At 66.5% G+C, this 14,479-nt stretch carries 14 protein-coding genes; 4 read left to right on the top strand and 10 right to left on the bottom strand.

Going from position 1 to position 14,479, the window contains the following annotated elements; translation table 11 throughout:
* Window positions 1-87 precede the first annotated feature (87 nt).
* A complete protein-coding gene (locus tag ACYX4S_RS00490; RefSeq protein ID WP_476361482.1) occupies window positions 88-1,659 on the bottom strand; it encodes an outer membrane beta-barrel protein in 1,572 nt (523 codons plus the stop codon).
* A 182-nt stretch (window positions 1,660-1,841) separates the two neighbouring features.
* On the opposite strand from ACYX4S_RS00490, the gene ACYX4S_RS00485 reads away from it, so the two are divergent.
* The 3 genes from ACYX4S_RS00485 (at window position 1,842) to ACYX4S_RS00475 (ending at window position 4,677) form a co-directional block, all read left to right on the top strand.
* Window positions 1,842-2,903 carry a KpsF/GutQ family sugar-phosphate isomerase gene (locus ACYX4S_RS00485; RefSeq protein WP_476361481.1) on the top strand — a complete coding sequence of 354 codons (1,062 nt, stop codon included), beginning with the start codon at window positions 1,842-1,844 and terminating at the stop codon, window positions 2,901-2,903.
* 127 nt (window positions 2,904-3,030) lie between these two features.
* On the top strand, window positions 3,031-3,798 hold the full coding sequence (locus tag ACYX4S_RS00480) for a motility protein A (protein ID WP_293722756.1): 768 nt from the start codon (window positions 3,031-3,033) through the stop codon (window positions 3,796-3,798).
* A gap of 24 nt (window positions 3,799-3,822) precedes the next feature.
* Entirely contained in the window at window positions 3,823-4,677 is an 855-nt protein-coding gene (locus tag ACYX4S_RS00475; protein WP_476361480.1) for an OmpA/MotB family protein, read from the top strand.
* 33 nt (window positions 4,678-4,710) lie between these two features.
* On the opposite strand, the gene ACYX4S_RS00470 is transcribed toward ACYX4S_RS00475, so the two are convergent.
* The 3 genes from ACYX4S_RS00470 to hemH all read right to left on the bottom strand — a co-directional run bounded on the left by ACYX4S_RS00470 (window position 4,711) and on the right by hemH (window position 7,364).
* Entirely contained in the window at window positions 4,711-5,169 is a 459-nt protein-coding gene (locus ACYX4S_RS00470) for an NfeD family protein (RefSeq protein WP_476361479.1), read from the bottom strand.
* 3 nt (window positions 5,170-5,172) lie between these two features.
* On the bottom strand, window positions 5,173-6,168 hold the full coding sequence (locus tag ACYX4S_RS00465) for an SPFH domain-containing protein (RefSeq protein ID WP_476361478.1): 996 nt from the start codon (window positions 6,166-6,168) through the stop codon (window positions 5,173-5,175).
* Window positions 6,169-6,332: 164 nt separating this feature from the next.
* Entirely contained in the window at window positions 6,333-7,364 is a 1,032-nt protein-coding gene (gene hemH / locus ACYX4S_RS00460) for a ferrochelatase (RefSeq protein ID WP_293722991.1), read from the bottom strand.
* Between the two features lie 391 nt (window positions 7,365-7,755).
* On the opposite strand from hemH, the gene ACYX4S_RS00455 reads away from it, so the two are divergent.
* Window positions 7,756-8,304 carry a response regulator transcription factor gene (locus tag ACYX4S_RS00455; RefSeq protein WP_476361477.1) on the top strand — a complete coding sequence of 183 codons (549 nt, stop codon included), beginning with the start codon at window positions 7,756-7,758 and terminating at the stop codon, window positions 8,302-8,304.
* Window positions 8,305-8,328: 24 nt separating this feature from the next.
* Here ACYX4S_RS00455 and ACYX4S_RS00450 read toward each other — a convergent pair whose 3' ends face one another.
* The 6 genes from ACYX4S_RS00450 to ACYX4S_RS00425 form a co-directional block, all read right to left on the bottom strand.
* Complete coding sequence (locus ACYX4S_RS00450) at window positions 8,329-8,769, bottom strand: response regulator (RefSeq protein ID WP_422069951.1); 441 nt, start codon at window positions 8,767-8,769, stop codon at window positions 8,329-8,331.
* Between the two features lie 119 nt (window positions 8,770-8,888).
* A complete protein-coding gene (locus ACYX4S_RS00445) occupies window positions 8,889-10,130 on the bottom strand; it encodes a phenylacetate--CoA ligase family protein (protein ID WP_476361476.1) in 1,242 nt (413 codons plus the stop codon).
* A 66-nt stretch (window positions 10,131-10,196) separates the two neighbouring features.
* A complete protein-coding gene (locus ACYX4S_RS00440) occupies window positions 10,197-11,018 on the bottom strand; it encodes an ABC transporter ATP-binding protein (protein WP_476361475.1) in 822 nt (273 codons plus the stop codon).
* A 41-nt stretch (window positions 11,019-11,059) separates the two neighbouring features.
* Window positions 11,060-12,379 carry an ABC transporter substrate-binding protein gene (locus ACYX4S_RS00435; RefSeq protein WP_293722740.1) on the bottom strand — a complete coding sequence of 440 codons (1,320 nt, stop codon included), beginning with the start codon at window positions 12,377-12,379 and terminating at the stop codon, window positions 11,060-11,062.
* Window positions 12,380-12,461: 82 nt separating this feature from the next.
* The gene (locus ACYX4S_RS00430; RefSeq protein ID WP_293722738.1) at window positions 12,462-13,538 is read right to left on the bottom strand and encodes a branched-chain amino acid ABC transporter permease; all 1,077 of its coding nucleotides are present in this window, start codon (window positions 13,536-13,538) and stop codon (window positions 12,462-12,464) included.
* A gap of 34 nt (window positions 13,539-13,572) precedes the next feature.
* Window positions 13,573-14,469 (bottom strand): branched-chain amino acid ABC transporter permease, encoded by an 897-nt coding sequence (locus ACYX4S_RS00425; RefSeq protein WP_422069953.1) that lies wholly within the window; start codon window positions 14,467-14,469, stop codon window positions 13,573-13,575.
* Between the last annotated feature and the right edge of the window lie 10 nt (window positions 14,470-14,479).

Here is a 14,479-nt window from a genome sequence, read left to right as displayed (position 1 = left end):
GGACGAACCGCTCCCGTTTGGGGTCCGTCCCGGCAAGCGCCCCCCGGCGCCCCGTGATCTCGCGGCCCTCGAGCGGGCCGCCTCGTGTTAGCGGCGGAACCTCAGGCCCGCCTCGATCTCGCTCGCGCTGTAGCCGGCTCCCGGCGTCGTCGAGGAGAACCGTCGGAACGTGTAGCGTCCCTGCAGCGCGATGCTGGAGGTCAGCGCGTAGGTCAGGGCCGAGGTGGCGCGCGCCTCCTGCTCGGTGAGCGAGATACCCGCGTAGTCGGTGCGCGAATAGCCGGCGCCCACCTCGCCCGTCAGCGCGTCCGAGAAGCCCTGGGCGATGCGCAGGTCTCCCGAATATGTGACCGACCCCGGCGTCCCGGCAATATCCGAGGGCGAAAGGGTCGTGTTGACCAGCCCGGTCACCGTCGTCAGCCGTGCCGGCGACCACACCAGCGACCCGTCGACCGTAAGACCCTCGAGTCGCGCGAGGCTCTTGTCCTTCAGCGTCTCGCTGCGCCAGCCAAGCGCCAGGTCGCCGGAAAGCTTGGCCCCCGTATCGAACCCGACGCCGGCCCGCAACGCATAGCCGGTCGAGTCGCGATCGACGCAGGTCACCGCATTGTCGCAGCGGTCGAAGTAACGCCGCTTGAGAAGGCTCGCCTCCGCATACGGCTGAAGCGTGGCGCCGGTGTTGGTTTCCACCCGCAAGGTTCCGGTGAACAGCGCATTGTCGCGGTTGGTCTGGGAAGAGGCCCCGTCTATGCCGCTGTAATGGGTGCTGTCGACGCGCCCGCGCAGCTCGGCCCCGAACAGGCCGATCTGCCGGCGCAGGGCGAGCCCGGCGCCCACCTGGTGGATGTTCTGGTCGCCACCGCTCGATTCCGCCGTGCCACGGTCCTCCATGGACAGCCCGTAGCTGCCTTCCACGTCGAGTTCGGTGCGCTCGCTCATCTCCAGCCGCAGCAGGGCGTCCGCGGTGACATTGGGATCGCCCGTCAGGGAACTCGCGGGATAGCCGGTATAGCTGCCGCGCAGGTTGACACCGAGGCTGTGGCGCGACCAGTCGGACTGGAGCCGCAGGCTCGGGGCGATGCGATACTCGCTTCCCGACGACCCGGAGGCATCGCCCGCCCGGTTGCTGGACCAGCCAAGGCCCGTATAGAGCTCGGGATAGAGCAGAAACGAGCCGAGCCGAATGCCGCGCGGGGCATCGCGCGTCGTGTCGCCGTCGAAGACAAGGGCATCCGGGTTGCCGCCCCCGCCGAGCGGCGCGCGGCGCGAGACCGCCCTCAGGCGCTCGGAAAAGGGCTGGATCGGCTGGGCGCGCCGCGTGTCGGCAAGCGGAATGGCCTCCTCGCCCGCGCCCGCCGCGAGCCCGTCGATGGTACCGCGCGGCGCCGTACCCGCAAGCGGGTCGGCGGCCCCGGCATCGCTTGCATCACTGTCGCCGAAGGAACCGGCATCGGCGTCCGTCCCCCCCTCGTCCTGCGTCCCCTCGACAAGGCCCGGGTCGGACTGGCCGAAAGGATCACCGCGCATGAAGGTGTCGGAACGCGGGCCCGCCGGGCCGTCGCCAAATCCACCTCCGGCGGTCGCCTGCTGCGCACGCGCGGGCGCGGCCACGGCAAGGCCGGCCAGGATAAGCAGCATCAGGGAGCCGGAACGCGACATCTGGGAACCGTTGCACGAGCGTCGTCTGGGTACGGGGGGCGGCCCGCACATTTCTTCCTGCGACAATAATCCGTTAAGGTTAACGGAGCGTTGAGCCCGACATCGCACACCGGGCCATCGTGTGGCCGCAAACCGGGGAGCACGATGCTTGCCGTCCCCCCGCAAGGCGCGTATGAGGGGGCATGATCCGGTCAGAAGCGACGAGCGTCACCGTGGACACTTCCCCCCAGACTTCCTCCCAGCAGACTTCCGCCCGCCCCGCCTCCCCGGCCGGCGGCGTGGCACTTGCCCAGGCCTCGGCCCTGCGCACGATCGAGACGGAAATCGCGGGCATGCAGGCGCTTCGCGACGCCCTTGCCAACGGCCTCTCCGAACCGTTCGGACGCACCATCGAGACGATCTCGCAGGCACGCGGGCGCGTGATCATCACCGGCATCGGCAAGAGCGGCCACGTCGGCGCCAAGATCGCCGCGACGCTGGCCTCGACCGGCACGCCGTCCTTCTTCGTCCATGCGACGGAAGCGAGCCATGGCGATCTCGGCATGATCACGGACGAGGACGTGGTGATCGCGCTGTCGTGGTCCGGCGAGACCCAGGAGCTTGCCGCCACCCTCGCCTATACCCGCCGCTTCAAGGTGCCGCTTGTCGCCATCACGTCACGCAGCGAAAGCGCGCTCGGCAAGGCGGCCGACATCGTTCTCGCGCTGCCGCGCGTGGAGGAGGCCTGCCCGCACGGGCTCGCGCCGACCACCTCCACGGTGCTGCAGATGGCCATGGGCGATGCCATCGCCATCGCCCTGCTCGAGAGTCGCGGTTTCACCGCCCAGGATTTCAAGGTCTATCACCCTGGCGGCCGGCTCGGCGCCAGCCTGCTGCACGCCCGCGACATCATGCACCGCGACGAGCGGCTTCCGCTTGCCCACACCGGCATGGCCATGAGCGACGCGATCGTCCTCATCTCGCAGAAGGGCTTCGGCGTCCTGGGCATCGTCGACGAGGCCGGCGAGCTCGTCGGCGTCATCACCGACGGTGACCTGCGCCGGCATCTGTCGCCGGACTTCCTCGACAAGACCGCGGCCGACGTGATGACGCGCGCGCCCAAGACCATCCCGCCCGACATGCTGGTCGCCTCGGCGATGGAGTTCATCAACTCCGCCTCCATCACCTCGGTCTTCGTGGTCGACGGCCGCAAGCCGCTTGGCATCATCCACCTGCACGACCTGCTGCGCCACGGCGTCGCCTGATCCGCGACGAGGCTCCTCTCCCGTTCACCGCCTTCCGTGGGGTGATTAGGGTTTGGTTAGCCACAGCCGCCTATGATCGCTGCCACCAGACAAGTTCGGCGCGTAGCGGCCATAGAGTGGTAGTCCCATGGATCTTGGATCGATCATCGGCATCATTGCCGCCTTCGTGATTGTGGTCATCGCGATCATGCTCGGCGGCAATCTCACGCAGTTCATCGACGTTCCCTCCGTCCTGATCGTGATCGGCGGCGGTCTTGCCGCAACCTTGGTGCGTTTTCCGCTGGCCGGCATAGGCAGCGCCTTCGTGGTGGGCAGCAAGGTCGCCTTCACCCACAAGAAGACCAGCCCGCGCGACCTGATCGAGGAGATCACCCGCCTCGCCGACACCGTTCGCAAGTCCGGGCCGCTGGGGCTCGAGAACGTGGAGGTGAGCGACGCGACGCTCGCCAAGGGCGTGCAGTACATCGCCGACGGCTACGAGATGGACTTCATCAAGGAGACCATGGAGCGCGAGCGCGACCTCTTCCTCGACCGGCTCGGCGAAGGCAAGAAGGTGTTCAAGGCGCTCGGCGACTCGGCCCCCGCCTTCGGCATGATCGGAACGCTGGTCGGCCTCGTGCAGATGCTCGCGACAATGGACGACCCCTCCACCATCGGCCCGTCAATGGCCATCGCCCTGCTGACGACCCTCTACGGCGCGCTGATCTCGAACGTGATCTGCCTGCCCATCGTCGACAAGCTCGACTCCAAGTTCGATACCGAGGAGGTCAACCAGACCCTGGTCATCGACGGCGTCCTGCAGATCCGCCAGAACAAGAGCCCCGCGCTCATCCGCGACATGCTCATCGCCTATCTGCCGGAGAAGGTTCGCGCCGACTTCGCCGAAGCCGCCTGACGGCGGGAAAGGGAGCCTCAGGCCATGGCCAAGAAAAAGCAGGCAGGCGGCGGCGGCGCCCCGGAATGGCTGGTCACATTCGCTGACCTGATGTCGCTGCTCGTCTGCTTCTTCGTGCTCATCATCTCCTTCTCGATCCAGGACAAGCAGAAGCTGCAGGTCGTCGCCGGCTCCATGCGCGAGGCCTTCGGCGTGAAGGAGACCTCACGGCGCAACGGCATCATGGAGATCGAGGGCATCCCCGTCCGCGAGTACATGAAGGAAGTCTCGCAGGTCCAGAACGAGAAGGAATCGGACTTCGCCACCGACGATCACGACCAGCGCCAGAAGCAGGGGGCGGAAGCCAACACCCACGAGGTGCGCGAGACCGACGTGGAGACACCGCGCCAGTTCGCGACCGCGGCCGCGTCCCTGCGTCAGGCCTGGCAGGAGATGCCGGACATCACCGAGGTGTCCTCCAACATCATCCTGGAGGAGACCGACGAGGGCCTGAACATCACGCTGGTCGATCAGGACGGACGCTCGATGTTCCCCGAAGGGTCCAAGTATCCCTACGAGATCACCCGTCGCCTGCTGGCCAAGATGGCGCCCGTCCTCGCCAGGATGCCGAACCGCATCCAGATCACCGGCCACACCACGTCCGGCGGCATGGCCTCGAACCCGGGGTACACCAACTGGGAGCTGTCGGCGGACCGTGCCAACGCCGCCCGGCAGATCCTGTCGGATTACGGCATTTCCTCGGAACGCTTCTTCGGCGTCGTGGGCAAGGCCGACACCGAGCCGCTGTTCCCCAACGATCCCTATCTGGCCGCCAACCGCCGCATCGGCATCCTGCTCATGCGGGAGGATCCGCCGCTGCCGCTCGGCCACACCCCCTGAGCGGAACGCTCCGGGCGCGCCCGGGCAATCTCGTCAGGGCGCCTCGACCGGCTCGACCACAAGCGTCACGCCGTCGACCTCGGTGATTCGCACCAGGGTTCCGGCCGGGTAGTCCCCGCCACGCACCCGCCAGACGCTGTCGTCGATCACGAGACGCCCCGCCCCGTCGGTCATCGGCTCGCGCAAACGGTGCGTCTGTCCGACCAGACGCGCGCCGCGCCGGTTCAGCCCCGGATCGCCCTCGCCCTTGCCCGTGTCGCGCATGAGCCGGCGCCCGACGAGCAGGCTTGCCAGCGACAGCACGCCGAAGAGAACGATCTCCACCTGCCAGGCCATCTCGACGAAGATCGCCAGCGTGCCGACCACCAGCGCCGACAGCCCGAACCACAGGAAGAAGGTGCCGGGCGCCAGCACCTCCAGCCCGAGGAGCAGCAGGCCGACGATCCACCAGAGCCAGGGACCCAGTTCGCCGATCAGCTTCTGCAAGATCATGGCTCAGTCCTCGTCGCGCGGGACGGGACGACCACCGGCCGGCGGCACCGCGCCGCGCCGCGTGCGCTCGCCTCCGGTTCCGAAGGCTTCCTTGGCGATCTCCGCGATACCGGTCAGGGACCCGAGCACGGAGGTCGTTTCCGTCGGCAGAATGAGAAGCTTCTGGTTGGGCGACTTGGCGAAGGATCCGAGCGCCTCCACGTACTTGTTGGCGACGAAATAGTTGATCGCCTGCATGTCGCCCTCGGCGATCGCCTTGCTGACCATCTCCGTCGCCCTGGCCTCGGCCTCGGCGGAACGCTCGCGCGCCTCCGCGTCGCGGAAGGCCGCCTCACGGCGCCCTTCGGCCTCCAGGATAAGCGACTGTTTCTCGCCTTCCGCCTGCAGGATCTCCGACTGGCGCTTGCCTTCCGCTTCCAGGATCGCCGCGCGTTTCTCGCGCTCGGCCTTCATCTGCCGGCCCATGGCCTCGACCAGATCCCGAGGCGGGTTGATATCCTTGATCTCGATGCGGGTCATCTTCACGCCCCAGGGGCTTGCCGCCGCATCCACGACCCTGAGCAGCCGGGCGTTGATTTCGTCGCGATTGGACAGGAGTTCGTCCAGATCCATGGAGCCCATGACCGAGCGGATGTTGGTCATGGTGAGATTGAGGATGGCGTTTTCCAGCCCCAGAACCTCATAGGCGGCGCGCGGCGCGTCCAGGACCTGGTAGAAGGTCACGCCGTCCGCCGTGATGGTGGCGTTGTCCCGCGTGATCACCTCCTGCGAGGGCACGTCGAGGACCTGCTCCATCATGTTGATCTTGTGGCCGACCCGGTCGACGAAGGGCACGATGAAGTTGAGCCCCGGGCGCAGCGTGCGCCGATAGCGGCCGAAGCGTTCGATCGTGTAGTCGAAGCCCTGGGGCACCGTCTTGACGCCGGCGATGACGACCAGAACCGCCAGCACGAACAAGACGATGACGGCAATATCCAACCCGACCAGGTTCTCGAGCATCCTGCGCCCTCCGTTGTGGCGCGAGCCCGCGCCCTGACGCGGCCCGGAACTCTCGGGCGCGCCGCGTCGACAGGCCGGCAAGGTCCGGCCGCCGCGCCCGGATGACGCGGCGGGGAAAGATGTACGCCCTGTGGCGGGATCCGCAAGCCCCTATCGGAGCCCGTTCAGACCCAGCCGGCAAGCTCGCGGCGAACGATCGCGGACAGCACGTCCATGCCGGGCGCGCTGTCGTTGAGGCAGGGGATATGGGTGAACTTGTCGCCGCCGTTCTCGTGGAAGATCTCACCGGCTTCGCCGGCGATCTCCTCCAGCGTCTCCAGACAGTCGGCAACGAAGCCCGGGTTGAGCACCGCCACCCGCTTGACCCCCTCCTTCGCCAGCGCTTCCACCGTCTTGTCGGTGTAGGGCTGCAGCCATTCCTCGGGCCCGAAGCGGCTCTGGAAGGTCACTCGCAGGCGGTCTTCCGACCAGCCGAGCCGGTCGCGAAGCAGCCGCGTCGTCTTCTGGCAATGACAGTGATAGGGATCGCCCTTGCGGAAGTAGGACTGCGGAATGCCGTGATACGAGGTGAGGACCACCTCGGGGTCGAAATCGAGCCCGGCCAGATGGGTCTCGATCGAGGTGGCCAGCGCGTCGATATAGACCGGGTCGTCGTGGTAGGGCGGCACGGTGCGAATGGCCGGCTGCCAGCGCAGCTTGGTCATTTCCCTGAACACCACGTCGTTCACGGTCGCCGTGGTCGAGGCCGCGTACTGCGGGTAGAGCGGAAAGACGAGAATGCGCTCGCAACCCTGCTCCCGCAGCGCCTCGAGGCGCGACGCGATGGAGGGGTTGCCGTAGCGCATGGCCCAGTCGACGACAATGCGCTCGTCGAGCCCGGCCAGGTCCTCGGCCAACAGCGTTGCCTGCGACCGGGTGATCGTGCGCAGGGGCGATTCGTCGAGCTCCTTGTTCCAGATCTCGTCATAAGCCGCACCCGACTTCTTCGGTCGCGTGTTGAGCACGATGCCGAACAGGATCGGATACCAAAGCGCCTTCGGCCACTCGATCACGCGCTTGTCGGTCAGGAACTCGCGCAGGTACTTGCGCATGTTCCTGAAGTCCGTGCCGTCGGGCGTGCCGAGGTTGACGAGAAGAACGCCGATGCGCCCGGTCTTCACCTTCGGATGATCCGCCGGAAGCTTCGCCTTCGCCATTTCCCGCGCGCGTTCCGAACGGGCCGGGCACCCGGACGCCTCCCGCGTTTCCGTTTCGCTTCCGGCAAGGGTCACGCTGTCCCCGGTCATGTGTCGTCCGCCTCTTCGCTGGCAAGGATTGTCTGGTTCGCATAGGACACTCTTGTGCCTTGCGTCCACCTAGTGTTCTTCCTACGCAGGAAAAGCGCGGCGGATCGCAACGAAGGCGCGACCGGCTGCCGCATGTTGTGCATAGCGGGCCATCAGCATAGGTAAAAAAGACAGGTATTTTACGGCTATTAACGCGCTTTTATCCGCAAACATGCATTTTGGGCAGGGTGCAGCAAAGTCGCCCCAAGCGAAAAACGCCAGCATCTGCAAGGGACTGGCACGAGAAGACCGGACGGCGAAAGTGAGACACGAAAAGATCCTGCTGGTGGAGGAAAGCGGACCGACGCGGCGCCTGGTTCGCGGGATGCTCCGCGACCTCGACTATGTGCATGTGGAGGAGGCCCACGATACGGACACGGCCGAGAAGCTCCTCAAGGGGCACGCTTTCGATCTCGTGCTTCTGGACTGGCGCCCTCCCCGTATGGACGGCATCGGTCTGCTCGGCCGGATGCGCGCCAGCGAAAGCCCGATCGTCGCCATGACGCCGGTGATCGTCGTCAGTGCGGGCATCGATCTCCCCACCCTGCAGAAGGCGGCCGAACTCGGCGCCCATTCGGTGCTGACCAAGCCCTTTTCCCTGCGTGTTCTCAAATCCCATCTGGAAGCCATCGGGGCCGACAAACGCCTGCCCTCGACCCGCCAGTCGCCGGAACCGGCCGAAACGGCGGCGGCGGTCGCCTTCGCTCCGCGCAAGAAGCCGGCCCCGGTACCCGCGCCGGAAACGCCGCCGGTCCCGGACATGCCCGCGACGACAAACGCCCCCGACGAGAGCGACATCTTCTATGTGTGAGGAAATGGCCGGTGGCCGCGCCGATCAGTCCAGCCGGTAGCGCTCCGCGACCTTGAACCAGAACTCCACGATCGTGTTGAGCACCTGGCTCATGCCGGCAAGGCTGTCGGCCTTGGTGACGACGGCATTGGCGCCCGCCGCATAGGCGCGACGGATCGTGACCGGGTCGTCGGCTGTCGTGAACACGCAAACGGGCAAGGCACTGAGCGCCGAATGCTCGCGCAGTCTGGAGAGAAACTCCGTTCCGCTCATCACCGGAAGGTTCAGGTCGAGAAGCACGAGGTCGGGCAGGTCGTCTCCCGCCTCTTCGAGGTGCGCAAGCGCCTCGGCACCATCGGCGACGGTGGTCATGCGGATCGGCACGGAACACGAACGCAGGGCCATCTCGATAAGGCGAACGTCGTCGGGATCGTCCTCCACAAGGAGGATCATGGCCTCGTTCACGGCGCTTTCGTCGATGGTCATGCGGCTCGCCCGTCAGGTTCCGGCGCCGAAGGGCGCCTGACCTTCCTAGGACGAAAACGCCCCCGCCTGCAACACCCGCGCGAACCCGCATCAACAGGCACGTGACGCGTTCGCACTTCTCAGCCGTCGTAGGAGCGTTCGTCGGCGATCACCTTGCCGTCGTTCGGCAGGGCGCCGGATGCCACGCGCTCCACCACGCCGTTGAGCTTGGTGACCTCCTTCAGCGTGCGACCGAGCGCCGTGTCGAGACCGTCGGCCACGGCGTCGCTTTCATAGGCCAGACGCATCGTGTCCTGCTCGTTGTCGCGTTCCACGACAAGGCGCGCGCGCCGAACCTCCGGATGCCGTGCGAGAACCTCGGCGATCTGGCGCGGGTCGACGAACATGCCCTTCACCTTGGTGCGCTGGTCGGCGCGGCCCATCCAGCCCCTCAGGCGCATGTTGGTGCGCCCGCAAGGCGACGGCTCACTCATCACGGCGGAGAGGTCCCCGGTGCCGAAGCGGATCAGCGGGTAGGTTCGGTTGAAGCTCGTGACGACGAGTTCGCCCACCTCGCCCGCCGGAAGCGGCTGATCGGTGCCCGGTCGCACGATCTCCACGATGATGTTCTCGTTCACGACCATGCCCTCGTCGGGGGCGCTCTCATAGGCGATGACACCGAGGTCGGCCGTTGCATAGGCCTGCAGGACACTGACGCCACGGCTGGAATACTCGGCCCTGAGGCTCGGGAACAGCGCCCCTCCGGAAACGAGCGCGCGACGGATCGAGGATGCGTCGCGGCCAAGCTCCTCCGCCTTGTCCAGCAGTACCTTGAGGTAGTCGGGCGTGCCGGCGTAGCCGGTCGGGCGCAGGGTTTCGATGGCCTCCACCTGGACTTCCGTGTTGCCGACGCCGGCGGGAAACACGGCGCAGCCCAGCGCCCTGGCGCCATGATCTAGGATGAAGCCGCCCGGCGTAAGATGGTAGGACAGCGCGTTGTGCAGGATATCGCCGGCCCGGAACCCGGCGGCGAAAAAGGCACGCGCGGCGTTCCACGGGTCGTCGCCCTCGCCCTGCGGCTCCCAGATCGGCCCCGGCGACATGAAGATGCGGTTCATCGCCTGCACGTCATGGGCGGCAAAACCGCCGAAGGGCGGTCGGGCAGCCTGGGCCTCCATCAGCACGGCCTTGCGCATGACCGGCAGGCCGGCGAGCGCCTCGCGCGAGGTTATCGACGCCGGGTCGATGCCGGCGAGATGACGCGCCCAGCCGGGAGCCGCCGCGACCGCATGGGCGATCTGCCCGGGCAGCCTTGCGAAGAGATCGGCCTCCCGCTCGGCCGGATCGCGGGTCTCCAGCTCGTCAAAATACCGCTCGCTCATCGCTTCAACCCTTGCTGTGCCCGTATCCTGCGGACGTCCCGGCGCCCGCGCGCTTGACCGGCGGCCTCACGCCAGCCAGCGCTTGCGCCGCTTGTAGTGCTTCACGTTGCGGAATGACTTGCGTCCCTCGCCGCCCACGCCGAGGTAGAATTCCCTCACGTCCTCGTTGTTGCGCAGCGCGCTCGCCTCGCCGTCGAGGACGATGCGCCCGGCCTCCAGGATGTAGCCGTAGGTGGCATAGCGCAGGGCGACATTGGTGTTCTGCTCGGCCAGCAGGAAGGACACGCCCTCCTTCTGGTTCAGCTCACGCACGATCTCGAAGATCTCCTCGACAAGCTGGGGCGCGAGGCCCATGGACGGCTCGTCGAGCAGGATCATGCTCGGCCGGCTCATCAGCGCCCGGCCGATGGCGCACATCTGCTGCTCGCCGCCGGAGGTGTAGCCCGCCTGGCTGGTGCGGCGCTCCTTCAGGCGCGGGAAATAGGCATAGACCTTCTCGAGGTCGGCCCGCACGGCGGCCGATCCGTCGCGCCGGGTGTAGGCGCCGGTCAGAAGGTTCTCCTCGATGGTGAGATGGCCGAAGCAGTGGCGGCCCTCCATCACCTGGATGCAGCCGCGCTTCACCAGATCGTTGGGCGACAGCGCCTGCACCTGTTCGCCCTTGAAGACGATGGAGCCCTTGGTGACGTCGCCCCGCTCGGCCCCGAGCAGGTTCGAGATCGCCTTGAGCGTCGTCGTCTTTCCGGCTCCGTTGGCACCGAGGAGGGCGACGACGCCCCCCTCGGGCACGGTGAGCGAGACCCCCTTCAACACCAGGATGACGTGATTGTAGATCACCTCGATATTGTTGACCGACAGGATCGGGGCTGCGGCGGCTGTCTCGCTCATTCCAGGTCTCCTCCCTTCAGACGCGGTGGTCGCTCAGGCGATCACTCGCACGTCCGCGGGGTGATGTTGTTTTCCTTGGCGTAGGCCATCGAATCCTCCTCGATGAGGGGATCGATGATCTCGCGGTCGGGCTCGATGCCGGTGGCCACCACCTTCCAGGTCTGGTCCTTGGCGTTCCACTGCTGGATCAGCACGGTGCCCGGGTTGGAATGGGTGGCGCAGTCGATCTTCACCGGGAAGGTGAAGTCCGCCAGGCCGAGCTGGGCGAGCCGGGCCTCGTCGACGCTGAGCGCCTCGAACCCTTCGCGCAGGTCCTTGCCCACGATCTCGTTGGAGCCCTTGATCTCGATCGCCTTGCGGATCGCCTCGGCCGTCCACACCGCCGCGATCATGCCGCGGTTGTAGAGAACCTCGCCGACGCGCTCGCGCTCGCCCGCACCCTTGCCCGCGTCATAGACGTACTTGCGGATGTCGTCGTGCATGGCGAAGTTGCCGCCCGGCGCGTGGAACGTGGCCGACAGGTAGCCGTCGGCCCCCTCGCCCGCCGGAAGCACGTCATGCTCGGAGCCGGCCCACCAGTTGCCGATGAAACGGTCCATCGGATAGCGGATCGAGGCGGCCTCCTTGATGGCGACCTGGTTCATCACGCCCCAGCCCCACATCAGCACCCAGTCGGGCTGCATGCGGCGGATCTGCAGCCAGGTGGCCTTCTGCTCCTGGCCCGGATGATCGACCGGCAGCAGCTCGAGCTTGAAGCCGTGCTTGGCGGCGAGCCCCTCGAGCGTGCGGATCGGCTCCTTGCCGTAGGCGGAGTTGTGGTAGACGAGCGCGATGGTCTTGCCAGAGAGCTTGTCCATGCCGCCCTCGACCGAGCCGGCGTAGCTCACCATGCCCGACGCCGCGTCCCAGTAGGTGGACGGGAAGTTGAACACCCAGGGGAACACCTTGCCGTTGGCGGCCGAGGTGCGCCCGTAGCCCATGGTGAAGAGCGGGATCTCGTCCGCGGTCACCTTCGGGATGAGCTGATAGGTGATGCCGGTCGACAGCGGCTGGTAGACGAGCGCGCCGCTTTCGCCCTGGCCCTTGGTGTTCTCGTAGCACTCCACGCCCTGCTGCGTGTTGTAGGCCGTCTCGCACTCGATGAAATTGATCCGCGCGCCCTCGATGCCCCCGTCACGCTCGTTGAGCAGCGTGAAATAGTCGGCATAGCCGTTGGCGAAGGGAATGCCGCCCGGCGCGTAGGGGCCAGTGCGGTAGGCGAGCGAGGGAATCGTCAGTTCGTAGGACGCCGCCGGGCCGGCCGTCGCCGTCGCGGCGGCGGCAAGCGCGGCGAGACCCGCGGCTATATGCTTCAGTCTCATGTCGTTTCCTCCCTTGGAACAAAGACCTCTGGCAGTTTCTGGGCGGACGGGCTGCGCCTGTCGCGTCTGTTTGTTCGCCGCCTCAGTAGGGGAAGGGCCACATCCTCAGCTTCTCCTTGGCGATCTGCCACAGCCGCGCGAGGCCATGCGGCTCGACGATCAGGAAGAAGATGATGAGAAGGCCCATGAGCGTGATTTCCACGTGCTTGGCCATGGTCGGCAGCACGCCGAGACCGTCGACCATGAAGTTCTTCAGGAAGATCGGCAGCAGCACCAGGAACGCGGCGCCCATGAAGGAGCCGGCGATCGAGCCGAGCCCGCCGATGATGACCATGAAGAGCACGAGGAAGGAGACGTTGATGCCGAACACCTCGCCGACCTCCACCGCGCCGAGATAGACGGCGAAGAGGAGCGAACCCGCCATTCCGATATAGAAGGACGACACCGCGAAGGCCGACAGCTTGGTCAGCAGCGGGCGCACGCCGATCAGTTCGGCGGCGATGTCCATGTCGCGGATGGCCATCCAGTTGCGGCCGATGCGCCCGCGCACCAGGTTCTTCGCCACCAGCGCGAACACCGTCAGGAACGTCAGGCAGAAGAGATACTTCACCGCCGGCAGGGCGTTGGGTCCCGTCAGTGCAAGACCGAAGATCGTACGCTCCGGCGCGGTGATCTGCCCCGTCGCCGAGTAGTTGTAGAACCAGCCGAACTTGTTGAAGAGCCACACGAGGAAGAACTGCGCGGCAAGGGTCGCCACCGCGAGATAGAAGCCCTTGATGCGCAGGGACGGCAGGCCGAACACCACGCCGACGCCGGCGGTGATGGCGCCCGAAAGCACCACCACGATCGACATGTCGAGACCGGGAAAGGCGGTCATCAGCTTGTAGGTCGCATAGGCCCCCACCGCCATGAAACCGCCGGTTCCCAGCGAGATCTGGCCGCAGTAGCCGACCAGGATGTTGAGCCCAAGCGCGGCCATTCCGTAGATCAGCAGCGGCAGCAGCACCGCGTTGGCCCAGTAGTCGTCGATGAAAAAGGGAACGACGAGGAAGGCAACGGCGGCGAACGCCGCCACCGCCCAGCGGTCCTGGGCGATGGGAAAGATTGCCTGGTCGGCCTCGTAGGTCGTCTTGAACTGGCCGGCTTCACGATAGAACATTGTGCTTCAATCCCTTCGAAAGGACGACCGTGCGTCAGACGCGCTCGATGATGCGTTCGCCGAACAGCCCCTGCGGGCGCACCAGCAGGAAGGCGAGGGCGAGCATGTAGGCGAACCAGTTCTCGATGGCTCCGCCCACCATGGGGCCGACGTAGATTTCGGCGAGCTTCTCGCCCACGCCGATGATGAGCCCGCCGACGATGGCGCCGGGGATCGAGGTGAAGCCACCCAGGATGAGAACCGGCAGCGCCTTGAGCGCAATCAGCGACAGCGAGAACTGCACACCGGACTTCACGCCCCACAGCGTGCCGGCGACCAGCGCCACGAAGCCCGCGACGGACCACACGATCACCCAGATCGTCTGCAGCGAGATGCCGACCGAAAGCGCCGCCTGGTGGTCGTCCGCCACCGCCCTCAGCGCCCGGCCGATGCGTGTCTTCTGGAAGAAGATGGCGAGCACGCCCACCAGCAGGGCGGCGATGAGGGCCGCGAAGACCTCCAGCTTGTCGAGGTAGATGTTGTAGGTGTCGAGCAGCCAGTCGGACGCACCCGAGGGCAGGCCGATGTCGAGCACCTTCACGTCGGAGCCCCACACGATGTCGCCGATACCCTCCAGCACATAGGCGAGCCCGATGGTCGCCATGAACAGGATGATCGGCTCCTGGTTGACCAGATGGCGCAGAACCAGCCGCTCCACCGCCCAGGCAACGACCACCATGACGCCGATGGTGAGCACGAAGGCGATGGGCCAGGGCACGCCGGTCTTTTCCATGATGCCGGCGAAGGTCAGCGCCGCGAACAGGCACATCACGCCCTGCGCGAAGTTGAAGATGCCCGACGCCTTGAAGATCAGCACGAAGCCGAGCGCCACGAGCGAATACATGACGCCCGCCATCAGGCCGGAAAGAATTGTCTCGATCAGGAACGACATCGTCTCTTCC

The organism is Stappia sp. ABD4_338 (assembly GCF_056312175.1).
This window is presented reverse-complemented; position numbering and strand designations above follow the sequence as displayed.